This window comes from Emticicia sp. C21 (assembly GCF_003418935.1).
Lineage (GTDB): Bacteria > Bacteroidota > Bacteroidia > Cytophagales > Spirosomataceae > Emticicia.
In genome coordinates, this window is sequence record NZ_QVMT01000005.1 from 373358 (window position 1) to 399568 (window position 26211).

Here is a 26211-nt window from a genome sequence, read left to right on the forward strand (position 1 = left end):
CAAGCGATAAATAGAAGTATAAAAAAATGCCCCGTTGTGCGGCGGGGCATTTTTCTTAGAAAATATATTTCGTGGAAAGAAAATGTGAACTATGGTCTTCTACAATTTCATTGAAAATCTTTTTATTTTCTACCGTTTCTTTAGTTGCGACAACTGTTCTGATAGAGAAAGCTCTCAGGGCATCTTCTACCGAAAGTGTGCCCTCTGCCGAGTCTTTTCTTCCGGTGAAAGGGAAGGTATCCGGCCCTCTCTGGCATTGGGCATTTATATTAACTCGACTTACCTGATTTACTAATGGGTCAATCAGATTAGCAATCTGGTCTGGGTTAGTACCGAAAATACTTACTTGTTGTCCGTGTGAAGAATCAATCAGGTACTGAATAGGTTCTTCTACATCGTCAAACGGTACTACCGGAATCAAGGGACCGAATTGTTCTTCTATATATACTTTCATTTTATCATTGACCGGATATAAAACAGCCGGGTAGAAGAAAGAGTTAACTACTGTTCCGCCACCTTCATTGATAACCTCTGCACCATTGGCTTTAGCATCTTCAATACACTCGGTTAAGTAGGCAGGTTTGTTAGGCTCTGGTAGTGGAGTAAGGTTTACACCTGCTTCCCAAGGCATACCGAATTTCAGTTTTTCCAGTTCTTCGGTAAATCTGTTGAGGAATTTCTTTGCAATTGAACGGTGAACCCAGATGATTTTGATGGCTGTACAACGCTGACCATTGAATGATAATGAGCCTAATATACATTCTTTGACTGCGAGTTCTACATCGGCATTTTTCAATACAATCCCTGCATTTTTGGCATCCAGACCTAATACGGCTCTCAAACGATTCACTTTAGGGTGCATTTTCTTCAAATCGTTGGCTACTTTGCTAGAGCCAATCAGGGTCAGAATATTGATTTTACCACTTTGCATAATAGGCGGAATTACATTTGCTCCACGACCGTAAATGGTATTTACTACGCCTTTAGGGAAACACTCTTTAAATGCCTGTAACATTGGGTAATGCAAAAGCGTACCATGTTTAGGTGGTTTAAAAAGAATCGTATTACCCATCAGAATAGCCGGAATAAGGGTCGTATAAGTTTCGTTCAACGGGTAGTTAAACGGCCCCATACAAAGCACCACACCAAATGGTGAGCGGCGAATTTGCCCGATAATGCCCTGCTCTATTTTAAATCTTGAAGAAGCACGGTCTATATCTTTCAGGCAATCGATTGTATCGACTATATATTCAACAGTACGGTCAAATTCTTTAATTGAATCAGCCAGAGATTTGCCAATCTCAAACATCAATAGATTGACAATATCTGTTTTCTTTTCCAACATTTTCTTTACGAAGTTTTCCATACAGCCTATACGCTCGCTTACGCTCATGGTTGGCCATTCGCCACGGCCACTGTCAAAGGCTTTAACAGCAGCATCTAGGGCTTCCATCGCCTCGGCTGTATCTGTAATCGGGAAACTACCGATATATTTACTTTCAAACTTACCATCTGTTCCTTTCACATATACAGGTGAGTAAACATCTTGTGTTTTTCCTGTCCATTGGCGCATTTCGCCACCAACAAGATATTCTTTCTGGTGAACTGGCTGAATCTGATAAGCTTCCGGAATCTGGTCGGCGGTAGGAAAAATAGCCGTGATTTTCTCTTGCAGGTTATTCATGTTTTTTCTTTGGCTTGCGAGTAATTTAAATAATAGAATCTGATGGCAGCAAACTCATCTTCAGTCAGAAAAACACTATTTAAACATACTCTGGTGAAGTTTTGTTGTAAAACTGCGACGAAATTACAGCCCCTGATAAGAAAACCAAAGAGAATTTTATATTTGTGAAATATTGGGCAAAATACTACTAGTCTATGTTAATCCAATACTAATATGCCTGAATACTTGGAGATAAACGTATTTCTTCTGAATTTTGAGGTTAATACAATTTTTTTTAATACCTAAACAGACATAAAACATTGTTTTACGATTTTCTGAGAATCTTTTCTCCATTTCTTTTAAAGTTCTTTATCAAACGTATCGAATGGACTGGTTTAGAAAATATACCAAGAAAGGGAGCGGTAATGTTGGCTTCCAACCACTTCAATTCATTCTTCGATGCAGTAGTACTTTGCGGACATTACGACCGCAGAATCTGGTCTCTGGCACGCGGTGATGTATTCAAGAAGCCTTTGGCAAAAAAAATACTCAATAGCCTTTATATGATGCCTATGTACCGATTATCAGAAGGCAAAGAATATCTGGGCGATAATGATGATACTTTCAAGAAATGTATCGAGTTGTTCAGACAAGGTGAAATTGTATTGATATTTTCGGAGGGGTTATGTACTAATCAGACAAAGTTATTACCTCTTAAAAAAGGTACAGGTAGACTGGCGCAAAAGGCATGGGGTGATGGAATGGACGTGACCGTAGTGCCTGTAGGGATTACCTATAATAACTATAATAAATTCGGGAAGGTAGTTAAAGTAAATATCGGTGAGCCTTTGCACAAAGAAGAATTGCCGGAGGATGCTACAGAGGGAATATTCCTGAAAGAGTTTAACCGTATACTAAGCGAGAAGTTAACAAAGTTGATTGAAGTACCTTTGCCAAAAGCAAGTTTCTGGAAAAATCCATTTTACTATATCGGTCGTGTTGTGAATTTTCCGGTTAATTTCCTGGCTGAATCGGTTTCAAGAAAGGTTACCCGCGGCTCGGTTTTCTTTGATTCTATTACGGGTGGAATAGTAATGTTTGTTTTACCAGTTTACTGGATTTTAGTCGCATTAATCCTTTATTTTGTGCTATAAATTGTGTAAATTTGTTAGAAAATGATTAAATAAATCGTTATTATATTTTGTCAGTTTTTTAATAAAAATACACACAATTATAATGGTAGAAAATACAGCAAAGTTTCTCAGAAATATTCTTTTTATAGATATTGAGACAGTATCGCAGGAGGCGCATTTAGATGCATTAGATAGTAGATTAAAACAATTGTGGCTTAAAAAGGCAAGCTATTTTCAGAATGTTGAGAACCTATCGAATGAAGAGATTTACTTGAAACGTTCGTCTATCTACGCAGAATTTGGCAAAATCATTTGTATCGGTATTGGCGGCATTTTTTCAGACGATAATGATGAACTGGCACTACGCGTAAAGATGATTCGGGGAGAAACAGAAATGGAGATTTTAAAGGAGTTCAAGAATATTCTGGAAAAACATAAGGCAGGGGCAAGCCTGATGTTATGTGCCCACAACGGAAAAGAATTTGACTTCCCTTATATCTGTCGCCGCATGTTGGTGAACGAAATTACCCTGCCAAGGGTTTTACAGGTATCAGGCAAAAAGCCTTGGGAAATCAACCATATTGATACCCTTGACCTCTGGAAGTTTGGCGATTACAAGAACTATACCTCCTTAGATTTACTGGCAGCGATATTTGATATTCCGGGTGGTGAAACTGAAGTAAGTGGCGAGTTGATCAATGATATCTATTATAAAGAAAAAGACAAAGCCAAAATTGAACAGTATTGCGCTGAATACATTGTAGTTTTGACCCAGCTATATATGAAAATGAATAATTGGTCGTTAATCAATGAAAATAACATAGAAGTAATTTTATAGTATCAATTTTTAAACGCATGAAAAAAGTCCTTTTTATATTGTTATTTGCCTCTTCATTGGCAGCTTCGGCTCAGATTTTGAAACCAGCCAAGTGGACGTTTGCCCCATCAAAAACCTCAGCTAAAGTAGGTGAGACCATTGATCTGGTTTTCACGGCCAAGATTGATGATAACTGGTATATGTATTCTTCTGAACTGAAAGTAGATGGCCCATTACCGACATCAGCTAATTTTACTAAAAATGACACTTATGCTTTGGTAGGTAAACTGATACCGGTAAAACCGAAAGAAAAGTTTGATGATATATGGGGTGGCAAAGTGCAATACTTCGAGCATGAAGCCAAATTCATCCAGAAAGTAAAGATAACCAAAGCCAATCCGGTAATTGAGGGTAAAATTGAGTGCCAGACTTGTACAAATAAAGATGGCAAATGTGTACCTAATAAAGATAAATTCAAGTTTGATGTGAAGACGATTTAATAGCATAATGCATATAATGAAAAAGGCGTTTGAGTTCTCAAACGCCTTTTTCATTATAATCAGTTTCTTAAAATTTCCACCTCACAAAAGCTTCCATTGCCTCGTATTCTGCCAAACCTAGTTTATTGTAAAGGCTGGCTGTGGCTCTGTTACGCTCTTCAGCACGTTGCCAGAACTCGCGCGCATCAGTACCCTGGAATACCACACCATCTTTTTGTGACTGGTGTTTGAAGATACCCATACGTTTTTGTAGTACCTGGTCTGGCGACATAGGTACTGCCATTTCGATTTCGTGGATATCCCACTCTGCCCAGGCACCGCGGTATAGCCATACCCAACAATCTTTCATGAAGTTTTTATGTTTCAAACCTTCAATAGCAGCAAAAATAGCATCTAAACAAACTTTATGCGTGCCATGTGGATCGGCTAAGTCTCCTGCAGCATATACCTGATGTGGTTTTACTTCTTCTATCAGATCAGCTACTACTTTAATATCTTCTGCACTCAGTGGTTTTTTCTCAATACGACCTGTTTCATAGAAAGGCATATCCATAAAGTGTACATTTTCATCAGGAATACCTACAAAACGACAGGTAGCTTTGGCCTCACCTCTACGTATCAAGCCTTTTACATATCTTACCGCAGCTGTATCTACATCGCTATCTTTCTTGTTTTTCAAGAACTCTTTTGCTTCGCTAAATAAGGCTTGGGTCTCCTTATTTTCAATGCCGAATTTATGATTAAAGTCAACCACAAAGTCAATGAAGCGGATGGCCTCGTCGTCAGCTACAGCAATATTCCCCGAAGTCTGATAACCGATGTGTACATCATGCCCCTGGTCTACCAGACGCTGGAATGTGCCACCCATTGAGATAATGTCATCATCTGGGTGAGGGCTGAAGATAATCACACGTTTTTTAGCAGGCAAAGCTCTTTCCGGGCGATTGGTGTCATCTGCGTTAGGCTTACCGCCCGGCCAGCCCGTAATGGTATGTTGTAGTTGATTAAATACATCAATATTGATTTCGTAGGCTTGTCCGTGTTGGGCTAATAAATCACTCAAACCATTATCGTTATAATCTTTGTTGGTCAATTTTAATACCGGAATACCCAACGAAAGCGAAAGCGTAGTAACGGCCTTTTTCACCATTTTGCTCGTCCACTCTACGTCTTCAACCATCCAAGGGGTTTTCATACGGGTTAACTCTGATGCCGCTCTTTCGTCAATCACAAACAAAGAGTTTGGATGTGTTTGGAGATAAGAAGCAGGCACCGATTCTGTTACTCTTCCTTCAACCGCTTCGGCAATTACGGGTGCTTTTCTTTCACCCCATGCCAGTAGTACTACTCTTTTAGCATTCAGAATTTTAGATACTCCAAGTGTAATAGCCTTTTTAGGAACTTTTACCAGGCTACCGCCAAAATCTGAGGCTGCAGCTACACGGGTTGAGTGGTCTAGCATCATCAGACGAGTTCTTGAATTAATCAATGAACCCGGCTCGTTGAAACCAATATGACCATTGGCACCAATACCTAATAACTGAAAATCCAGCCCGCCCATCGCATCTATTTTTCTCTCATATTCATCACTAAAATCTTTTACCTTACTAGCCGGAACAGTGCCATCAGGAATGAAGTAATTTTCTTTCGGAATATCAACCTTATCAAAAAGTTGTTCTTTCATGAAACGAACATAGCTTTGCAAAGAGTCAGGCTCCATGGGAAAGTATTCGTCAAGGTTGAAAGAAACTACGTTTTTAAAGCTCAGATTTTCTTCTTTGTGCATACGTACTAATTCGGCATACACTGATTTAGGAGACGAACCCGTAGCTAAACCCAGCACACATTGTTTTCCTTGTTTTTGTTTTTCGCGGATCAAATCGGCAATCTCTTGCGCAACGGCTTTCGATGCTTCTTTTGAATCTTTAAAAATCTTGGTGGGAATCTTCTCGTAAGCAATAGGTTCATTTGTGATAATCTGCTGTTCCATTATAATTGTAGTTTTGTTTTAGAGGCACTAAACATGGAGAATTTTGGCAAATTTAAGGCTTTTCTCCTTACTAAGGCATTTTTTGTTACTCAAAAAGATTAATTTTTAAAATTTTTTAAAAATGTAAATCAGACACTTAATTGGTAAACGGTTTACTAAAACCTATTTTGTAGGAAAGCCACTACTTTTCAATTGCTCAAAAAAAGCTCTGGTTTTCTCCACGTTCTGCGCACCATTTATCTCAAAATACCAGAATGTCTCTAAATCTCCCCGGTGCATGGCGGCATTCATATCTCCGCTTTGTGATTTATGGCAGGCTTTTACCCAGTCGGCTACTATCATATAGCTATGCTTGTTGTTTTCGCCGAAGCCATATGAGCGGTCGAAGTAAAATACAGGAGCTTTTTCAAGAATTTTAGTTTCCGGATAATTTTCTAATTCTATGAATTTATAATCAGAATCTTTACCTGCCGATCTGCCACCCAATACGATTGGCTTATTGGCTCCTTTATATCTCTGAGCTGCTCTTAGTGCCATGATGCTGGCTGTTTTATGGTGCGCATGCTGGCCTGCATCGGGTACCAGGCAGAAAATGAAGTCGTATTTCCCCTGTTCTAAAATTTTATCCAGTTTTTTTTCAATATAGCCAATATCCCAGCGCTCACCTGATAAGAATGGCTCGGGGTTAATCTGGTAGAAATCATCTATCTGGTCGAAGAAGTGAAAGTTCCTGATGCCCATTACTTCACCTGAGCAAAGCAGTTCCTTCTTTCTGATTAATGGCAGATAGGTTCTTCCTGTAGCCGAATCGGTCATGTTCTTGCCATAATAGCTGGATGCCACTAAACCATTATAGCCACCTGAGCCATCGGTCATTAAAGCCACATCGGCAGTACCCTTCATTTCGTGGGTAACCTTGAAAACAGTTACCGGAAACATCGTTTCGTCGTCGGGATGGGCTGTTATGATTAATATTTTAGGGCCTTGACTATAAGCCTGGAAACAGAAAAGCACAAGCGAGAGGACAAAGCACAGGGCATGAGTAGCTTTTTTCATAGGTTAATAAACATAAATCAGGTTAGAAAGATAGCATATAATTGTTTAATCGTATTTGAGCCAAAATCTACCACACGTATATTCTTCCTGTCCATCCATCAATTCTGACTTTTGCAGTGGGTGGGCATGCACTAATTTTGAATCATCAAACACACACAATTAACAATCAAGTATAGACAAATATTTTTTAAAAGCCATGAAAACTAATTATAAAAGTTTTCATTATGATAGACGTTCTCTGGTATAATACAGCCGAGACTTAAATTCGGACTATAAGATTAAAAGTAATATTCATTCTCATATTTTGTTTAGGTTAGGGGTTTGGAAACCTCCTGTAGCTTTGCCGCAGGAGGTTTTTGGTTTATTTTCTAAAAATGAAAGTTTGCTTCTTTAACATATTAAGGGAAAAGAGGCTTACAATACAATAGCTAAATATAGAAATCAGTTTGGTAATTTAAGGGCATATTTCAAAGATTCACCCGCAAGCGTTGTTATAAGAGAGTAACTAATTTACCCCTTAAATTAACATTTTTATGAAAATTTTTCTTTTATTCCTTGTGCTTACCAATGTACTCGATTTTGAAAAGTTTATTAATGAATTTTCAGAAAACGATTATACGTTCGTAAATAAATTTCATAAGATTCCTAATAATCTTAAATCTCATCTAAAAGAGTTTAGAAAAATAAAATTTGTCAAAAACTCTAATTATAATCTTAGTGATTTTAATAATAAAATTCATCAAAGAGGATATCTGTATTTCTATTACTCATCAACTATTGCTATTCTGCATTATTCGCATGGAGGAAAAGGTAGCCATTATCATACATACATTATAAAATCCGATGGTAAATCAGAAGAATGGTATAAAAATTTGATCACTCCTAAACATAAGAATTTAAAAGAATTAATAGAAATTCTACGAAACAAGAATTTTTCAGAGCAAGTATATGATGAACTATAGAATCATTTATTCTAAAAAAATTGACTAACTTTAATTAAATCTGTTATTATTTTTAACTTATAAATAGATGCAATTCTTAATTTATAAGAATAAATAATATTAAATGCTTATGCCTAAACTAACAGGCTATAATCACAAATAGCGCTTGCCCATATCCGATGTTACGATAGAAGGTACTTATAGTCTCCCTAATGTTTACCATACTTACAAGTAAACTTGATGAAATAATTTTTATTATATATTTGCATAAAACACCCGATGCTTATACGCTACGTAAGAATGACCTTTCAGAAGGATAAAGTAGAAGATTTCTTAAAGATTTTTGATGAATCGAAAGAGCAAATCAGGGCTATGGAGGGTTGTCGGTATCTTGAATTGATGCGAGATGTTAACCATCCTGCAGTTTTCATGACACATAGCCATTGGCTTTCGGAAGACGATTTAAACAATTATCGCGATTCAGCGCTTTTTAAGACTGTATGGGCTCAAACTAAACCACTATTTGCCGATAAACCCTTGGCTTTTTCGGTAGAAAGTGTGGTTGTGGTGTAATTTTTGTCAGCGTTTTTTCGTTCCAATTGAAAATAGACTAGTCAAATGAAAAAAGTAGCCATTTTGGGTATTATAGGCTTATTAGCCATTACACCGGAGTTTTCGCAAGCAGCAAGCATTGACACTAAGGCTTCTGTTAGTGTAAAAAAAGAACTGGGCAAAGGCCGCAGAAAGAAAAGCGGTTCTTACAAAAAGAAAAGAGGCTTTATGTGGGGCTTGTTTAAAGGCAAAAACCAATGCGATTGCCCTAAGCATTAATCTATTCCAGAAACTTAGTCCGGTAAGTTAATGGCGTTATCTTTTTGATAGCTTTAAACTGCCTGTTAAAGTTAGAAAGATTATTAAAGCCACTCTCGAACGAAATCTCGGCAACACTCATTTTATCAGCCATCAATAATTTACAGGCATGTTCGATACGTATTTCAGCAAGAAATTGCGAGAAAGTACGGCGCGTGCGTTTTTTAAAGTAACGGCTAAAGGCCGACTCACTCATATTAGCTAGTTCGGCTACATCACTTAGCTGAATTTCTTCCTGATATTTCTGCATTACGTGTTCAAAAACCTTATTCATACGAGCTGAATCTACTTCATTCCGCAGTGAGATAGGGTTAGTTGTTAAATCCTGTTTATCTTCACTTTCAGCCAGAATAGTCAGAATCGAAATCATTTCGAGCAATCGGCTCATTCCTTTCAGATTTGGCAGATTCTTAAACTTCGGTTCTACTTTCTGTACCGTTTTTTCGCCAAATGACAGACCTCTTTTCGAGCGTTCTAGCAAAGCTTTTATGGCCTGACTTTCGGGAACCTCAAGAAATTTATCCCCCAAAAAATCTTCCAGAAAATGAATGACCAACGAACGGGCTTTTAAACCGGAGTCTTTGGCATAAAATTCTTCATCATTTCTATAATAATGCGGCAGGTAAGAGCCAATCATACATAAGTCGCCCGGGCCGTAATCAGTAATGCTGCTGCCGATAAATTTTTTTCCGGTGCTTTCTAAAATAAGTACAATTTCGTACTCCGGATGGTAGTGCCATGGCGTAGGAAAAAATGGACATTCCTGCACATAAAGATTAAATGAATAATCGGCAGGATTCGATATTTTGAGTAGTTGAGGTTTCATTTCTTTTGTCGCTATTAATGCCAGTTCGGTCTATACTCTATCTCTTTTGATAGCTAATGATAAAACATGTAAATATAAGGGCAAAATTCAATACTACTATGTTTTCTTGCCTAAATGTACGAATAACTTGTCAAAAAAATATTAGAAAATGACTAAATTTTAGTGGTAAAAGCCTATATCTATTCCTAATTTTGTAATTATTCCAATAATAAATTTTCATATTTTTAGCGGAAGCCTAATTTTATATTAACCTTAATTATTTGTATGAAACAACTACTACAAAGAATGTTGCTTGTGTTTGCTATGCTTTTAAGCTGGCAGTTTACACAAGCTCAAAGCCGACCTGTTTCGGGAAAAGTTTCTGATACAGGTGGCAGCGCCCTCCCGGGTGTGAGTGTTACGGTGAAAGGTACTACACAAGGTGCAATCACAGATGCTTCAGGTAAGTTTTCAGTTCAGGCCGCAAGTAATGCGGTTTTGGTGTTTAGTTACATTGGGTTTAAACCTATGGAAGTAAACATCGGTACTAAAACAACTGTTGATGTTGCTTTAGAAGAAGATGCTGCCGCTTTGAATGAAGTGGTTGTGGTAGGTTATGGTTCTCAAAAGAAAAGCCAGACTACGGGTGCGATTTCGTCGGTAAGTGCGAAACAAATTCAGGAGATGCCAATTACCAGTTTAGGTCAGGCTATGCAAGGCCGTGTTGCCGGGGTTGATGTTTCTCAATCAGGTTCGAGACCAGGTTCAGTACCCAAAATCCTGATTCGTGGTCGTCGTTCGTTCAATGCAGGTAATGACCCTTTATATGTAGTTGATGGTATCCCATTATCGGCAGGATATGAAGATCTGAACCCAAGTGATATTCAATCAATGGAGGTTCTGAAAGATGCTACTGCAACAGCCATATATGGTGCCAGAGGTGCCAATGGGGTTGTACTAGTAACCACTAAAAGAGGTGCAGTGAAAGGAAAAACTACAGTAAGTTTTGATACTTATGCAGGGGTGTCTGTACCATTAGATAAAATCAACTTATTCAGTGGGCCTGAGTTCCTTGAGTATGTAAGAGAGGCCTATCGTGCTACTAACCTTTATAAAGATGCTGCCGGTAATCCTGTGCCAACAGGTGTGGGCGATCCTGCTGCCGATGCGAAAGTGGCTGTATTAGGTGGTGACCCTGCGGTTGCCAAAGGTATTGCTAACGGAACCAATACTGACTGGCAGGATTTGCTTTTACGTAATGGTATCATGCAAAACCACTCATTAGGTGTGCAAGGTGGTAATGATAAAACACAGTTCTACATCTCAGGTGGTTATTTTCAGGATAAAGGTATTACCGCAGGTCTTGATTATACGCGTATGTCTTTAAGAATTAACGTTGATCACCAAATCAATAGCCATCTGAAAGTAGGTATCTCTTCTTATACAATGTATAGTATCAGAAACGGAGAAAATCTGAACCCTTATGGTATGACTATTCAGCAAAACCCGCTGGCTGTACCATATGATGATAAAGGAAATCTTATTTTCTCGCCAACTAACGATGCTTTGTTAACAAACCCGTTAGCGGAGATTGTACCGGGTGCACAGGTTGATGAAACTAAAAAATATCGCCTATTCAATAGCCTTTATGCTGAAGTTAAAATCATTGAGGGCTTAAAATATCGTGTAAACTTTGGCCCGGATTTTACTATCCAGAGATGGGGAAGATTTATTGGTGCAGCTACCAATGCCCGTAAATTCGGTGACCCACAAGCGTCTGTTCAGAATAACAATGGTTTCAACTGGACTCTTGAAAACTTCCTTACCTACAATAAAACATTTGGTGGTAAACACAATTTCGGAGCTACTTTATTGCACTCTATCCAAAGAGATAATTTTGAAGTGTTCAGAACTGAGGTGCAGGGCGTTCCGGCTGAGACTCAACAGTTTTATAACCTAGGTAATGCAAGCTCGGTATTATTAGTAGGTAGTGGATTAACTCAATGGACTATCAACTCTTACATGGCTCGTGTAAACTACGATTTCAATGATAAGTATCTATTAACTGCCACGTTGCGTCGTGATGGTTCAAGCCGTTTCGGTACTAATACCAAGTATGGTAACTTCCCTGGTATCGCTTTGGGCTGGAATATCAGCAACGAACCATTCATGAAACAAATTACCTGGTTAGATTTATTGAAACTGAGAGCAGGTTGGGGTGTGGTAGGTAACCAAGGGGTGGCTCCATACCAAACGCAAGGTTTATTGACCAGAACAGCGTATGCCTGGGGTTCAGTTGCGGCATTTGGTTATAGACCATCTACTATCGGAAACCCTGATTTAAAATGGGAATCTTCAGCTACTGCTAATATCGGTTTAGATTTCAGCTTCCTGAGAGGCAGAATCCAGGGTTCATTAGAATTGTATGAAACTAATACTACTGACCTATTATTATCTGATCAGTTACCAGGTTCAATCGGTTTCGGTGCTGTAACAAGAAACGTTGGACAGACTCGTAACAGAGGTATTGAGTTAGGGTTTACTACCGTAAACGTAAATTCTCCAAGCGGTTTCAAATGGACAACAGACTTTACCTTTACCAAAAACACAGAGTCAATCATTTCATTATATAATGGTAAAATTGATGACTTAGGAAACCGTTGGTTTATCGGTAAACCATTGAACTCATATTTCGATTTCAAGAAAGTAGGCATCTGGCAATCTAATGAGGCTGACCTGGCTAAATCTTATGGTAGTGAAGTAGGTCAGATCAGAGTTCAGGATACAGATAAAGATGGTAAAATCACTGCTGCTGACCGTGTACACCTAGGCTCTGATATTCCTGATTTTAACTTAGGATTTACTACCCGCTTTGAGTACAAAGGCTTTGACCTATCAGCTTTCTTATTCGGTCGTTTTGGAAATATGATTGTGAGTGGTTTCCACCAAAACAGAAACCAGTTAGCAGGTCGTTACCAACAAATAAAGGTTGATTACTGGACACCAAATAACCCTACAAACGAGTTCCCTCGTCCGAAGAGTACTCAGGAGTTCCCGGTATACAACACTACTTTGATTTACTACGATGGTACTTTTGTTAAGTTAAGAAATATCAATTTCGGCTATACTTTCTCTCCGAAAATTGCTAAGAAACTGGGTATGGAGTCACTACGCTTATATACTAGTATTCAGCAACCTAAAATCTGGTCTGTATATCGCGACAAATACAATGGTATTGACCCAGAAGCAACTATTACCTCTTCTGGTAACGGAACAACATCAGTTAGTGAAAACGTCGTTCCAGCTACTTCGGTTACAACCTTTGGTTTGAATGTGAGATTCTAAGTCGGAAAAATTTAATTATCAAGAAAATGAAACTAAAAAATATATTAAAACCAATCAAGGTCTTGGGAGTAATGTCAATCCTTTTGACAACTCAGTCTTGCAAAGATTTATTGGACGAGAAAGTGGTATCAGGTATCGGCAACGATTATATGAATACTGCTAAAGGATTTGAAGATGCCGTAAAATCATCTTACTCAGCACTCAGATATTTCTACGGAAGCCAGCAAGGCTTAACGCTTACAGAATACGGTACTGATATTTATGCTACCGGTGCCGATGGTGGTTACAAAGGATTCCATTTCTATGATACGCAGATGCAACCTACTGTTGATTATCTGATTAATACATGGGATGAACTCTATCGTGGTATTAATACCTGTAATGCCGTTATTGACAGAGCTCCTAAAGCGGCCGTTTCAGATGCTATCAAAAAACTTAGAGTAGCTGAAGCTAAATTCTTAAGAGCGCACTACTATTATATACTGTTCATGCAATGGGGTGGTGTAGACTTAAGATTGACTGAAACATTGGCTCCTACTAAAGAAACCAAAAGAGCTTCTGATGCTGAAATGTATAACGCCATCATCAAAGACTTGAACGAAGCCGTAGCTGATCTGGAAGCAAAAGGACACTCTTCTGACTATGGCCGTGCGACTAAGGCTTCTGCTGAAGCGCTTTTAGCTAAGGTTTATTTAGTAAAAGCTTACTCGGCTCAGAAAGCGGCTGACGATTTTACAAAAGCTGCAGCACTTTGTAATAATGTTATTAAAAACTATGGTTTCAAATTGTTAGATGATTATGCACAGGTGCATGACGAAAACAATCAGCAAAACAGTGAGGTTGTTTTTGCAGTACAGTATACCTCTGACCCATTGACCAACCTTACGAATAATACAGGTGCTGTGAATGGTGGTAATAACCTGCACTTGTTCTTTGGTATGCAATATGACGTGCAACCGGGTATGAAACGTGACGTATTCTATGGCCGTCCGTTCAAACGCCTGCGTCCTACATCTTACTTGTTGAATACTGTTTTTGCAGACAGAACCAATGACTCTCGTTACAAAAAGACTTTCAGAGATACCTGGTTGAGCAATAACCCTGGTGCTAACCTGAATGCTTCTTTTGATAACTCAAAAACCAAGCTTACTTTCGCAGCAGGTGATACAGCGATATTTATTCCGGGTTATGAAATGACTCTTGACGAGCGTGCCAAGAAAAAATATCAGGTATTGGTACCAAGCAGATATGATGAGGCGTTATTCCCGACTTTAACCAAATTCTTTGATACCAAACGTCCGGACTTAACGTATGAAGCAGGTAGCCGCGATTTCTTTGTGTTTCGTTTAGCAGATATTTATCTGATGTTGGCAGAAGCACAATTGAAAGCAGGAAATATTGCAGAGGCTACAACAGCATTAAATGCAGTACGCTACAGAGCTGGCTGGCCGGGTAAAAAAGATGCGATGCTGATTACAGAAGCTCAAATGAATTTCGAGATGATTATCGAAGAAAGAGCAAGAGAGCTGGCTGGTGAACAAACGCGTTGGTTAGATTTGAAACGTTGGGGATTATTAGTGGAAAGAGTAAAACAATATAATCCGCAAGCAGCAGTTAATATTACGGATAAACACTATGTGCGCCCTATACCGCAGACACAGATTGATAGATCTGCTAAAGGAGTATTTGCACAGAATCCAGGATTTTAGTTAGTTTTGTTTCATCATAGTTCATAGGAGAGGCTCCTTCATTTCAAGGAGTCCTCTCTTTTTAGGTTTTGAGCAAATACAATTTTTTAATAATAAACAAATTCAACCCATGAACCGCAGAGACTTCCTCACTCAGGCGTCGCTACTGACCGCATCTTCACTGATTTCACTAGAAAGCTTCGCCGCTGCCAAAGGCAAACATAAAATGGCTTATTCGGCTATTACCTGGAATGGCAATGATCTGGTAGCTATTAAGGATATTGCCGCTTTAGGTTTCAAAGGCATTCAATTGAGAGCGAACACCTACGCACCTTTTAAAGATAAACCACAGGACTTAAAAGATTTATTAGACCAGAACGGTCTGACATTGGCTATGTTTTCGAGCGGAAACGTAGGTATTCAGGATGATATTTCTAAAGATGTAGAAACACACCTAAACCACGCGCGCTTTGTAAAAGCCTTAGGAGGAAAATCATTGCAAATTACTAATGTCTCTCGTCCAAAAGACAGAAATCCGACAACAGAGGAGTTAAAGAAATATGCCAGGAATATGTCGGAAGTAGCTAAACAGGTAGTAGGAGAAACGGGTGTTCAACCGGCATGGCATAATCATATGCACCAATTAGGTGAAACACCGGAGGAAGTAGAAATTGTTGCTACAAACATGGATACCAAATACATTAAGCTAGAGCTTGACGTAGCACATTATACACAAGGTGGAGGAAACGCAGCTGATGCCATTATTAAATATAAAGATATTCTACACGCTACGCATATCAAGGATACCAAGCCTAATGCAGAAAGCAGATCGGGGTATCAGTTTGTGGAATTAGGACAAGGGCGTGTAGATTTTCCGGCTATTTTCAAGGCATTAGAGAAAATTAAATTTGATGGATGGAATGTGATAGAACTGGATGCTGTGCCTGTAAAAGGAAGAACAGCCCTAGAGAGCGGACAAACCAGCAAAAAATATTTAGAGTCGATAAATATTAAGTTTGCTTAGTAAGTTTAGGTTCTTAATCAAATTTTAGGAATTTTTAGCCAAATAGGTATTAGACTGGTAACTACATAAAGCTTAATTTTGAATAAAAATTATTCAATCCTATTCATACCTAAATGAAAAAAATACTAATAGTATTTCTGGCTGTTAACTCGTTTCTCTACACGGCTACGGCGCAGAAATGGACGAATCTTTTCAATGGAAAAGACCTGAAAGGTTGGAAACAACTGAATGGTAAGGCTAAGTATACCATTGAAAACGGAGAGATAGTAGGTACTACTGTATCTGATACTCCTAACTCTTTTCTGGCAACCGAGCAGGATTATGGCGATTTCATCCTGGAATTGGAGCTGAAAGTCGATAACTCGATGAATTCAGGCATACAATTCCGTAGTTTGTCGAAGGCTGATTACAAGGATGGCCGTGTGCATGGCTATCAGATGGAAATCGACCCGTCAGACCGTGCGTGGTCGGGCGGTATTTATGATGAAGCCCGCCGCGACTGGTTGTATATTCCAAACTCAAATCCTGAGGGTAAAAAAGCTTTCAAGAAAGATGCCTGGAATAAGTATCGCATTGAGGCCATCGGCAATATTATCCGTACCTGGGTAAATGGTGTGCCTGTAGCTTATCTGGTTGACGATGTAACTGCTAAGGGCTTCATTGCCCTGCAAGTACATGCCATTGGCAAAAATGATGCGCCAGGTAAACAGATTCGTTGGAGAAACATCAGAATCCAGACCGGAAATCTGACACCTAGCCCAACTGATAATACGCCTGTTGTAAACTTATTATTGAACAATCTATCACCGCAAGAAAAAGCGCAGGGTTTCAAAATGCTTTTCAATGGAAAGGATTTTACAGGCTGGAGAGGTGTTCACCAAACCAAAATGCCTGAGAAACACTGGAGTGTGGTAGATGGAGCAATCAATGTAAGCCCGTCTGATGGTTCAGAAACAGGAAACGACATTGTAACAGATGAGCAATTTGGTGCATTTGAACTGACTTTTGAATTTAAACTAACAGAAGGCGCTAACTCTGGTTTGAAATATTTTGTGAATGAAGCGTTTGATTCTGGTGGAAAATCAGGTATCGGCCTGGAGTTTCAGGTATTAGACGACGAACGCCACCCGGATGCCAAGCAGGGAGTAGTAGGTAACCGTACTTTAGCAAGTCTCTATGACCTGATACCCTCTTACAAACTGGATAAACGTTTCCAACGCAAAATTGGCGACTGGAATCAGGCTCGTTTGGTAGTGTACCCTAACAACATTGTTCAACACTGGCTGAATGGCTTCAAAGTATTAGAATACGAAAGAAAAAGTAATATTTTTAATGCTTTAGTAGCCCGAAGTAAATATGCGAAGTATACTAACTTTGGTGCAGGTGATAAAGGCAATATTTTGTTACAAGACCACGGCAATAATGTGTCTTTCAAAAATCTGAAAATCAGAGAGTTGAAATGATTATCTAAACTGAACTAATGATATGAAATCAAAATATCTTTCTATCATACTACTTTGGGTAGGGTTTAGTGAGGCTTTTGCTCAAAAAGCTAAGCAGGCAGATTTAGGTTATCGCTCAGCTAAAATTCTGAAAGTTGGAGGTTTAGATTTTAAAGACCTGAACAAAAACGGTAAACTTGATAAATACGAAGACTGGCGGCTGCCGAATGAAGAAAGAATAAAAGACCTGATTTCTCAGATGACACTTGAGGAAAAGATAGGTTTTATGATTATCAGCACTACGCGTCTGGCAGGAGATAATTCATTTCAGGCCGGTGCTGCCAGAGCCGAGATTAGCAGTGGATTTAATGAAGAAGATTTGATGCAACCCATCAATATGTTTACCCGGAAACCACTACCTGTACCGATGATGTCGGCTGCAGGTACAACCAAGGGCATAACGAATTTTCATCTTCGTCATTTTATTCTGAGAGCCAATACAAACGCCAGAACAATGGCCGAATGGTCAAATAATTTGCAGGCATTATGTGAAAACTCACGTTTGGGAATCCCCGCTATTGTGGCTTCAAATCCGCGTAATCACATAACAGTTGATGCAGCAATAGGATTAAGTGTTGGCACGACAGCGTTTTCAAGATGGCCCGGCGAATTAGGCATGGCCGCCATGAGAGACTTGAAACTGACGCGTGAGTTTGCCGAAATAGCAGCCAAAGAATGGTCGTCGGTAGGTTTAAGAAAAGGCTATATGTATATGGCCGACTTAGCCACTGAACCCCGCTGGCAGCGTATTGAGGGTACTTTTGGTGAAGATGCTGATCTGGCCTCAAATATGATTCGTGAAATTGTTTTAGGTTTTCAAGGTACTAAACTGAATAAAAATTCGGTAGCGATGACTACCAAGCATTTTCCGGGTGGTGGCCCACAGGTTGGCGGACAGGATTCGCACTTTGATTGGGGCAAATATGCACATTATCCGGGTGGCATGTTTGATTATCATGTAAAACCCTTTATTGCAGCTATTAAGGCAGGTACGTCGGCCATTATGCCTTATTATTCGGCTCCGAAAGATAAGAATATGGAAGAGGTTGGGTTTTCTTATAACAAGGCAATCATTCAGGACTTGTTACGCAAGAAATTAGGATTTAAGGGGATTATCAACTCAGATACCGGCCCGATTGACATGATGCCCTGGGGTGTTGAAAAGCTGACTATTGTGCAACGTTATCAGAAAGCGCTTGACGCAGGTGTTGATATTTTCTCAGGTGGCGCAGACCCGGCTCTTTTACTTGAAACTGTTAAAACTGGATTGGTTTCAGAAGCAAGAATTAATGAGTCTGTGACGCGCCTGTTAAGAGAGAAATTTGAATTAGGCTTATTCGAAAATCCATTTGTGGATGCAGAAATAGCTGTAAAAACGGTTGGTAATGCAGAGTTTCAGAAAAAAGCCGATGTAGCCTTTCGTAAATCAATCGTTTTGTTGAGAAACGAAGGGCAACTATTGCCACTCAAGCAAAAGAAGAAAGTATACTTTGAAACCTACTACGAAAGAGGAGGACCTCCTGGGGGTCAGGCGCCAAACCCGGTTTCTGTAAATATTCCAAAAGAAAATAAATGGAATATTGAATTTGTATCAAGCAAAGAAGAGGCAGATGTCATTCTGGTATGGCTTATTCCTACAGGAGGTGGTCTATTCAGCTCGCAAGGGAAGCCTATAGATTTGAGTTTGTCGAAGAATAAAATCAACGTATCTCATATCAATGAATTAGTCAATGCTAAACCAACGATTGTAGTGGTTAATTATACTAATCCCTGGGTAATTGATGAAATTGATAAGGGTAGTGCAAAAACGATTTTAGCTACTTTTGGTACAACGCAAGATGCCCTTTTAGATATAGTAACCGGCAAATTTAACCCTACTGGAAAAATGCCTTTTAGCACGCCTGTTTCTCAGAAAGCAGCAGAGGAAAACAAATCAGATGTGCCGGGATTTATGGAAGCTAATTATGCTTTGTTCAAATTTGGTGATGGCCTGAATTATAAGTAATTTGGTAGTATAAGTAATTGATGAATTTAAATAAACACTCGAGTAAGTAATATTCAATCCAATAAAACTATGACAACCCGCAGAGATTTTATTATCAAATCAGTTCTGGCTACTGCAGCTACTGGTTTTTCGGCAAAAAGTTATGGCAAAATCATCGGCGCAAACGACCGTGTACGTGTGGGCTGTGTTGGTTTCTCTGACCGCCACCGTGCTTCTCACGTAGGCCCGTTCAAAGCCATGCAAAAAGAGATGAACTTCGAAATGGTTGCTCTTTCTGATTTATGGAATCGCCGTCGTGAAGAAGGAAAAGCTTTTTTAGATAAACAATTAGGAAGTGATGTTAAGGTTTTCCGTAATAACGAAGAGCTTTATTCATCTAAAATGGTAGATGCAGTATTTATTTCAACTGCTGATTTCCAACATGCATTACATACCATTGAAGCTGTAAAAGCCGGTTGCGATACTTATACTGAGAAACCATTGGCTGAAACCATGGAAGATAACCGCGCGGTATTGAAAGCTGTAAAGGCATCAGGTAAAATTGTTCAGATTGGTTCGCAACGCAGAAGTGGTGAAAACTATTTTGCTGCTGAAGACTTCATTAAATCAGGCAAATTCGGCCCGATTGTGATGGTTGAATTGATGTGGAACGTAAACCAACCGGGACGTTGGAGAAGACCAGAATTAACTAAAGATCTGAAGGAATCTGATGTTGACTGGAAACGTTATCTGATGAACCGTCCGATGGTTCCGTTTGACCCACGTAAATATCTTGAGTACCGTTTATTCTGGCCTTATTCGTCGGGTATTCCTGGCCAATGGATGAGCCACCAGATTGATACTGTACACTGGTTCTCTGGTTTGCCACACCCACGCTCGGTAGTTGCCAATGGTGGTATCTATCAGTGGAAAGATGGCAGAACCAATGCTGATACTTTAACTGTAGTATTTGATTACGGCCCATTGAATGATAAATCAACTGGCTTCCAGGTACAATTTACTTCTCGTTTCTCTAACGCAGCAGGTGATACTAAAGAGTTGTACTACTCAAACGGTGGTATGATTAACCTGGATACTAACGAAATCTCTGCAACAGGTGGTTTACGCGAGCGCGAAGCAAAAGCTATGGGCTTACAACCAAACTTGTTGCCAACTGTGAAACTGGAAGGTGCAAAAGTAGAAGCAGGAGCTAATACAGGTGGAGACCCACTGACATTTGCCCATATCAGAAACTGGATGGAGTGCGTACGTAGCCGTAAAACTCCTCATGCGCCAATTGAAGCAGGTTATTCGCACTCAATTGCCACTATCATGTCGAACGCTGCTTACCGTACAGGTTTGAAAGTTACTTTCGATGAGAAAACACAAGAGGTATTAGCGGGTGGAAAACCGTTTAAGTACTAAGAATTTGTATTGATAAATTAAAAGGTCTGGAAGATGGTTCTTTCAGACCTTTTTTGGTTTTCTATATTTCAATCATTATTTTTTTGCCTTTTTGTAGAGACGTACTGCAATACGTCTCTACGAAAGGTAAACTATTGCACTCTCAACTCCCGCTTCAAAATCTTTCCTGATGCCCCCATAGGCAGGCTACTCATAAATTCTATTACGCGCGGATATTTATAAGAAGCTATCTGCTCTTTTGTCCAGTTAATAAGATCTTTATCGGTAATTTCGGCATTGGGTTTCAAAACTACGCAGGCTTTTATTTCTTCCCCATATTCCTGACAAGGCACGCCAATTACGGCTACCATTGAAACGGCAGGATGTTGCATCATCAATTCTTCAATTTCGCGTGGATAGACATTATAGCCGCCGCGGATAATCATATCTTTGGTTCGATCAACAATGAAGTAGAATCCATCATCATCTCTGATGCCTATATCACCTGAGTGCATCCAGCCATTAATAATGCTTTCGGCAGTGGCTTCCGGGCGTTTGTAGTATCCTTTCATGACGTTGTGCCCTCTGTAACAGATTTCTCCCTTTTCGTTATTGCCTAATTGATTGCCGTTTTCGTCCATGATACATATTTCTACACCCCAAACCGGAATGCCTACTGAACCTGGTTTGCGGAGCTGGCCTTTGTGATTAAATGATACTACCGGAGAGCCTTCTGACATACCATATCCTTCCAGAATTTCTACCTCAAATTTCTTCTCAAAATCGTGCAAAACCTGTACTGGTAAGGCTGCTCCTCCAGACATACAGAGCTTGAGGTTATTCTTAATGGCTATCATATCGAACTTATGGGTATCGGGGTAATTTAATAATCCCCAGTACATAGTTGGTACGCCTGCAAAATGGGTGATTTTTTCGTTTTGCATGAGGGTAAGCACCATTTCTGCATCGAAGCGTGGGACTAGTACAGAAGTTGCGCCTCTATATATGCTTGCCAGCATGCAGACCGTTTGTCCGAAAATATGGAATAGAGGTAGCACCAGCATGGATTTATCATCCGGGCCTAAATCCTGTAGGTCTTTGCTCAAGCAAGCATTCAGGAATAGATTAGAGTGTGTTAATTCTGCGCCTTTTGGCCGACCTGTAGTGCCGGAAGTATAGATAATAACTGCTGTATCGTCAGGAGAGGTGAAATGGCTTTGAAATACAGGAGATTGCCCTGCCATGAGCATGCCCAGGGTTTTAGTGCCTTCTATGGGAGAGGCATCTGTAAAAGCCGGGGTTATCAGAAAGAAATCTTTGCAGGTATCTGTTAGTTCGAAACCTGCGTGACCTTCTTGTCCCATCGGCATTTCGGGAGTGCCAACGAAGCAGAAATAAGCCTTGGCATCTGAATCCTGCAAGTGGAAAGCTATTTCGTGGCGTTTCAATAATACGCTTAAGGGAACTACCGTAGCACCTGTTTTCAGAATCCCGAAGTAAATCATCGGGAAATAAGGGAGATTAGGACAGGTAAGGGCGACTTTATCGCCGTGACTAATACCTAAAGACTTCAAACCATTGGCAATCTGGCTGGCAATGGCATCTAATTGTCCGAATTTAATTCTTTTATCAGCAAAAACAAGGGCTTCTTTGGCAGGTGAATTGCGAGCATGGTGCTCCAGAATGGTTGACAGGTTAAACATTTTTAACAGGCGTTTTTTGTTTGTGCAATTTAAAGATTAAGTTGTACTATTAAAAGGCATTTTTTGAGTAAATCGGGTAATATGGAAGAAACCTTTTTTTTCCTGAAAATGGGGTAGTTTACAAGGTTTTTAGATACTAACACTAAAAAACTAGCCAAAAAGCACACTGCAACGGAAGATAAATCTTAACTTCGCACCAGAAACCTAATATCAGAGACAAAAAGCAATGAAACATTTAAACCTGAAGCTATTGATAGCTTATACCTTTATATCTATTTCTGGTTTTGCTCAAATCAATACGCCTGCGGCAAGCCCATCAGCCACTATTTCGCAAGGGATTGGTTTGACTAAAATTACGATTGATTATAGCCGTCCGTCAGTAAAAGGACGTAAAATATTTGGTGATTTAGTGCCTTTTGGCAAAATCTGGAGAACAGGCGCAAACAAAATTACCTCAATTAAGTTTGATGATGATGTAGTAGTAAACGGAACGCCTGTAAAAGCAGGCAGCTATGGCCTTTATACAATCCCGACAGCCACAGAGTGGACAGTTATTCTGAACACAGACGATAAGCAATGGGGTTCGTACGGATACGATGATAAGAAAGATGTCTATCGTTTCAAAGTGAAACCAGCGAAAAGCAAAAGCTTTGTAGAACAAATGGCTATTGACATTGAGGGAATCAACCCAACTACCTCAGATATTGCTATTAAATGGGAAAACACAGAAGCAAAGTTCAGAGTAGAACAACCGGTTGATGCGAAAATCATGGCGGAGATTGAAGAGAAGACATCTAAAGCTGATGCGACTATTGATACTTATTTCTCAGCCGCTGATTATTATTACCAAAAAGGTATTCATTTAGATAAAGCTTTGGTTTGGGCTAATAAAGTGATTGAGCAAAACAAAGAATACTGGGCGTATCAGTTGGTGGCCCGTGTAGCAGCTAAACAAGGAAATTGTGCAGTAGCCTTACCAAACGCTGAAAAATCGATGGAATTAGCGAAGAAAGCAGGCGATGATGCTTATATCAAGCTCAATCAGAGTGTTTTTGCGCAGTGTAAGAAATAAACAAGCCAATCCGGCAATTCTCCCAAGCTGTTTTTCGTAATAGGCTTGGGAGTTTTTACTTATTTAAAATGTATGTTAGAGCAGTTAGAAGCCATCAGAGAAAGATTTGAGGAGGTATCTCAACAGATTACGATGCCGGAAGTGGTATCGGACATGGCGAAATTCAAGCGATTAAGCAAAGAGTATAAGGACCTTGAAAAGATTGTCAATCAGCTCAATGCCTATAAGAATATCCTGTCGAATTTAGAGGGGGCTAAGGATATTATTGCCAATGAAAAAGATGAGGAAATGCGTGAGATGGCAAAAGAAGAATTGGATATTCTGACACCTCAAAAAGAAGAAGCAGAGGCTATTCTGAAAGAGATGTTGATACCGAAAGACCCAAATGACAGTAAAAACGTGATTCTGGAGATTAGGGCAGGAACAGGTGGCGACGAAGCTTCTATTTTTGCAGGAGACTTATTCAGAATGTACCAACGCTATATTGAACGTCAAGAGGGCTGGACAATGACCCTTTTAGACCATAATGAGGGAACCTCTGGTGGATATAAGGAAATTATTGTGCAGGTTGAGGGTGAAGATGTGTATGGCAAGCTGAAATTTGAATCAGGTGTGCATCGGGTACAACGTGTACCGGCTACTGAATCTCAAGGACGTGTACATACTTCTGCGGCATCAGTAGCCGCTATGCCAGAGGCCGATGAAGTAGATGTGCAAATAAATATGAATGATATCAGAGTAGATACGTTCAACTCTTCAGGTGCGGGTGGACAATCGGTTAATACCACTTATTCAGCTGTTCGTTTGACACATATGCCTTCCGGGTTGGTAGTTTCCTGTCAGGATGAGCGTTCACAGATTAAAAACAAGGAGAAAGCTCTTTCTGTATTGCGTTCAAGATTGTATGATATAGAAATGGCTAAGCACAATGCTATGATTGCCGATGCCCGTAAAACATTGGTTGGTAGTGGTGACCGCTCAGATAAGATACGTACGTATAACTATCCGCAAAGCCGTGTAACTGACCATCGTATTGGCCTGACAGTTTATAACCTCCCAAGCGTAATGGATGGTGCGATAGATGATTTCATTGAACAACTCCGTATTGCTGATAATGCTGAGAAGATGAAGGAGGGCTTAGGCGCATAATATCTGGGAGAAGGGAAAACGGAGAAAGGAACAAGGAAAATGTAGATATAGCTGATTTCCTTTCTTCTTTCCCTTTCCTCCAGCTTCCAAATGTTTTCCTTTCTCCGTTTTCCTTTTTCCAAACAAACATTTAATCCTCCCCAACAATTATGGTCTTATGCCTCGCCACTAATAATCAACACAAAGTAGAAGAATTGCAAGCATTGTTAGGTAGCAAATATCAATTGAAAACATTGGCTGATATTGGCTGTTATGATGAAATTCCTGAGACTGAAAATACGTTTCAGGGTAATTCACGTCAGAAAGCCTTGTTTGTTAGAGAAAGATTTGGGGTGAATTGTATTGCGGACGATTCAGGTTTAGAAGTAGATGCCCTGAATGGTGAACCAGGTGTTTTTTCTGCCCGCTATGCAGGGGAGCATGGCAATCATGGGAAGAATATGGAATTGCTGCTTAAAAACCTGGGAAATAATCAAGATCGAGGTGCACAATTCAGATGCGTGATTACTTTGATTCTAGGAGATGATATTCACCAGTTTGATGGTATTATCAGAGGAACTATTACACAAGAAAAGCGAGGTGCACAGGGCTTTGGATACGACCCGCTTTTTGTTCCTGACGGATATGACCGAACTTTTGCTGAAATGAGTATCGAAGAAAAGAATCCTATCAGCCACCGTGGCTTGGCTGTAGCGCAGCTAATTGATTTTCTGGATAGACTGCCTCAAAAATAATTATTGTCTTGTCAGCAAGTGTCCTGAAAAATACATATAGTTGCCAGTACTTCCAAAAAGACCTGTATTAGTAAGGGCCTGCTCGGAGGTGCTGCTCTGAAATACTTTTAATTTGACAACGTCATTAGTAAATAATTTTATATCTAAGGATAAATGCTGCGAAAAGGCATTCTGCTGCCCGGCCTGATATTCTCCATATACTGCTTCATCATTTTTAAACAAGCTTAATCTCCCATAACCATTAGCAGGTGAAAAGCCAGTCCAGGTGATGGTAGCATCGAGATGATAAATACCACTTACTGGAGCTGTGAAAGAGGTATTTGAGAAATTATTATTCAAATCATAGGTTTCAGTGCTAAACGGAATAGTAATCTCGGCGCTTTGCCCTACAGTTAAGTTAGACTCACCGCCATAGGTAGCCGAGAAAGCCACAGCACCTTGCCAGGTAGCATTTCCACTGGCATCAGAGGTGAGTACTTTACCCATTCCTTCACCGACTCCGGTCATTTGCAAACCGCCATTTGTTTTTAAGGCTTTTCCCTGCCCTGTATTATTGATTGAAAGCAAATAATTAGGGTTTGAACCTGTAGCCGTATAAGGCAAAGTCAATTCTAATCCTGACAAATCTATCCAGCTACTACCATTACAATAAAACATTTTATTACTGGTAGTATTAAAAATCTGTTTTCCTTTGGCAGCCACATTACAGGTAGGATTCGCTGTAACTTTTGGAATGCTGATTGCATAAGGTTCTAAGAGAGTAGCTTGCGAAAAAGCAGCTATGGAAACAAATTGTAATAAAATGAATAGCTTTTTCATAATTATAGCTGG

Annotated in this window: 21 protein-coding genes; 15 read left to right on the forward strand and 6 right to left on the reverse strand. The window is 39.6% G+C overall.

Annotation, left to right across the window (positions count from 1 at the left end; translation table 11 throughout):
• Positions 1–55: 55 nt before the first annotated feature.
• Entirely contained in the window at positions 56–1684 is a 1629-nt protein-coding gene (locus D0T08_RS14210; RefSeq protein ID WP_116983311.1) for an NADP-dependent glyceraldehyde-3-phosphate dehydrogenase, read from the reverse strand.
• A 299-nt stretch (positions 1685–1983) separates the two neighbouring features.
• On the opposite strand from D0T08_RS14210, the gene D0T08_RS14215 reads away from it, so the two are divergent.
• The 3 genes from D0T08_RS14215 to D0T08_RS14225 all read left to right on the forward strand — a co-directional run bounded on the left by D0T08_RS14215 (position 1984) and on the right by D0T08_RS14225 (position 4113).
• A complete protein-coding gene (locus D0T08_RS14215) occupies positions 1984–2817 on the forward strand; it encodes a 1-acyl-sn-glycerol-3-phosphate acyltransferase (RefSeq protein WP_116983312.1) in 834 nt (277 codons plus the stop codon).
• Between the two features lie 82 nt (positions 2818–2899).
• Positions 2900–3634 (forward strand): ribonuclease H-like domain-containing protein, encoded by a 735-nt coding sequence (locus tag D0T08_RS14220; protein WP_116983313.1) that lies wholly within the window; start codon positions 2900–2902, stop codon positions 3632–3634.
• 17 nt (positions 3635–3651) lie between these two features.
• The gene (locus tag D0T08_RS14225) at positions 3652–4113 is read left to right on the forward strand and encodes a protein-disulfide reductase DsbD domain-containing protein (protein ID WP_116983314.1); all 462 of its coding nucleotides are present in this window, start codon (positions 3652–3654) and stop codon (positions 4111–4113) included.
• 67 nt (positions 4114–4180) lie between these two features.
• Here D0T08_RS14225 and nagB read toward each other — a convergent pair whose 3' ends face one another.
• Both nagB and D0T08_RS14235 read right to left on the reverse strand, forming a co-directional pair.
• Positions 4181–6103 carry a glucosamine-6-phosphate deaminase gene (gene nagB / locus D0T08_RS14230; protein ID WP_116983315.1) on the reverse strand — a complete coding sequence of 641 codons (1923 nt, stop codon included), beginning with the start codon at positions 6101–6103 and terminating at the stop codon, positions 4181–4183.
• A gap of 162 nt (positions 6104–6265) precedes the next feature.
• Positions 6266–7159, reverse strand: a complete 894-nt coding sequence (locus D0T08_RS14235; RefSeq protein ID WP_116983316.1) for a PIG-L family deacetylase — start codon at positions 7157–7159, stop codon at positions 6266–6268.
• A 533-nt stretch (positions 7160–7692) separates the two neighbouring features.
• Between D0T08_RS14235 and D0T08_RS14240 the strand changes: the two genes are divergently transcribed.
• From D0T08_RS14240 to D0T08_RS14250, 3 genes are all read left to right on the forward strand, one after another.
• The gene (locus D0T08_RS14240; RefSeq protein WP_116983317.1) at positions 7693–8121 is read left to right on the forward strand and encodes a hypothetical protein; all 429 of its coding nucleotides are present in this window, start codon (positions 7693–7695) and stop codon (positions 8119–8121) included.
• A gap of 258 nt (positions 8122–8379) precedes the next feature.
• Positions 8380–8673, forward strand: coding sequence for a putative quinol monooxygenase (locus D0T08_RS14245; protein ID WP_116983318.1), 294 nt, complete (start codon positions 8380–8382; stop codon positions 8671–8673).
• Positions 8674–8718: 45 nt separating this feature from the next.
• Entirely contained in the window at positions 8719–8931 is a 213-nt protein-coding gene (locus tag D0T08_RS14250; RefSeq protein ID WP_229238962.1) for a hypothetical protein, read from the forward strand.
• A gap of 1 nt (position 8932) precedes the next feature.
• Here D0T08_RS14250 and D0T08_RS14255 read toward each other — a convergent pair whose 3' ends face one another.
• A complete protein-coding gene (locus D0T08_RS14255; RefSeq protein ID WP_116983319.1) occupies positions 8933–9796 on the reverse strand; it encodes an AraC family transcriptional regulator in 864 nt (287 codons plus the stop codon).
• A 285-nt stretch (positions 9797–10081) separates the two neighbouring features.
• Here D0T08_RS14255 and D0T08_RS14260 point away from each other — a divergent pair, with 285 nt between their 5' ends.
• The 6 genes from D0T08_RS14260 (at position 10082) to D0T08_RS14285 (ending at position 20743) form a co-directional block, all read left to right on the forward strand.
• Positions 10082–13120 carry a SusC/RagA family TonB-linked outer membrane protein gene (locus D0T08_RS14260; protein ID WP_409012929.1) on the forward strand — a complete coding sequence of 1013 codons (3039 nt, stop codon included), beginning with the start codon at positions 10082–10084 and terminating at the stop codon, positions 13118–13120.
• A 26-nt stretch (positions 13121–13146) separates the two neighbouring features.
• Complete coding sequence (locus tag D0T08_RS14265; RefSeq protein ID WP_116983321.1) at positions 13147–14829, forward strand: RagB/SusD family nutrient uptake outer membrane protein; 1683 nt, start codon at positions 13147–13149, stop codon at positions 14827–14829.
• A gap of 109 nt (positions 14830–14938) precedes the next feature.
• Positions 14939–15832 (forward strand): sugar phosphate isomerase/epimerase, encoded by an 894-nt coding sequence (locus D0T08_RS14270; RefSeq protein ID WP_116983322.1) that lies wholly within the window; start codon positions 14939–14941, stop codon positions 15830–15832.
• Positions 15833–15945: 113 nt separating this feature from the next.
• Complete coding sequence (locus D0T08_RS14275; protein WP_116983323.1) at positions 15946–17295, forward strand: DUF1080 domain-containing protein; 1350 nt, start codon at positions 15946–15948, stop codon at positions 17293–17295.
• Positions 17296–17317: 22 nt separating this feature from the next.
• The gene (locus tag D0T08_RS14280; protein WP_116983324.1) at positions 17318–19339 is read left to right on the forward strand and encodes a glycoside hydrolase family 3 N-terminal domain-containing protein; all 2022 of its coding nucleotides are present in this window, start codon (positions 17318–17320) and stop codon (positions 19337–19339) included.
• A gap of 69 nt (positions 19340–19408) precedes the next feature.
• On the forward strand, positions 19409–20743 hold the full coding sequence (locus D0T08_RS14285; RefSeq protein WP_116983325.1) for a Gfo/Idh/MocA family protein: 1335 nt from the start codon (positions 19409–19411) through the stop codon (positions 20741–20743).
• Between the two features lie 131 nt (positions 20744–20874).
• Here the strand turns inward: D0T08_RS14285 and D0T08_RS14290 are convergent, their stop codons facing one another.
• The gene (locus D0T08_RS14290) at positions 20875–22425 is read right to left on the reverse strand and encodes a long-chain fatty acid--CoA ligase (RefSeq protein ID WP_116983326.1); all 1551 of its coding nucleotides are present in this window, start codon (positions 22423–22425) and stop codon (positions 20875–20877) included.
• Between the two features lie 226 nt (positions 22426–22651).
• On the opposite strand from D0T08_RS14290, the gene D0T08_RS14295 reads away from it, so the two are divergent.
• The 3 genes from D0T08_RS14295 to rdgB all read left to right on the forward strand — a co-directional run bounded on the left by D0T08_RS14295 (position 22652) and on the right by rdgB (position 25380).
• Positions 22652–23497 (forward strand): DUF2911 domain-containing protein, encoded by an 846-nt coding sequence (locus tag D0T08_RS14295; RefSeq protein ID WP_116983327.1) that lies wholly within the window; start codon positions 22652–22654, stop codon positions 23495–23497.
• Between the two features lie 72 nt (positions 23498–23569).
• Complete coding sequence (gene prfA / locus D0T08_RS14300; protein ID WP_116983328.1) at positions 23570–24646, forward strand: peptide chain release factor 1; 1077 nt, start codon at positions 23570–23572, stop codon at positions 24644–24646.
• 149 nt (positions 24647–24795) lie between these two features.
• Positions 24796–25380 carry an RdgB/HAM1 family non-canonical purine NTP pyrophosphatase gene (gene rdgB / locus D0T08_RS14305; RefSeq protein ID WP_116983329.1) on the forward strand — a complete coding sequence of 195 codons (585 nt, stop codon included), beginning with the start codon at positions 24796–24798 and terminating at the stop codon, positions 25378–25380.
• Here the strand turns inward: rdgB and D0T08_RS14310 are convergent, their stop codons facing one another.
• The gene (locus D0T08_RS14310) at positions 25381–26199 is read right to left on the reverse strand and encodes a C1q-like domain-containing protein (protein WP_116983330.1); all 819 of its coding nucleotides are present in this window, start codon (positions 26197–26199) and stop codon (positions 25381–25383) included. It lies immediately after the preceding gene.
• Positions 26200–26211: the final 12 nt, after the last annotated feature.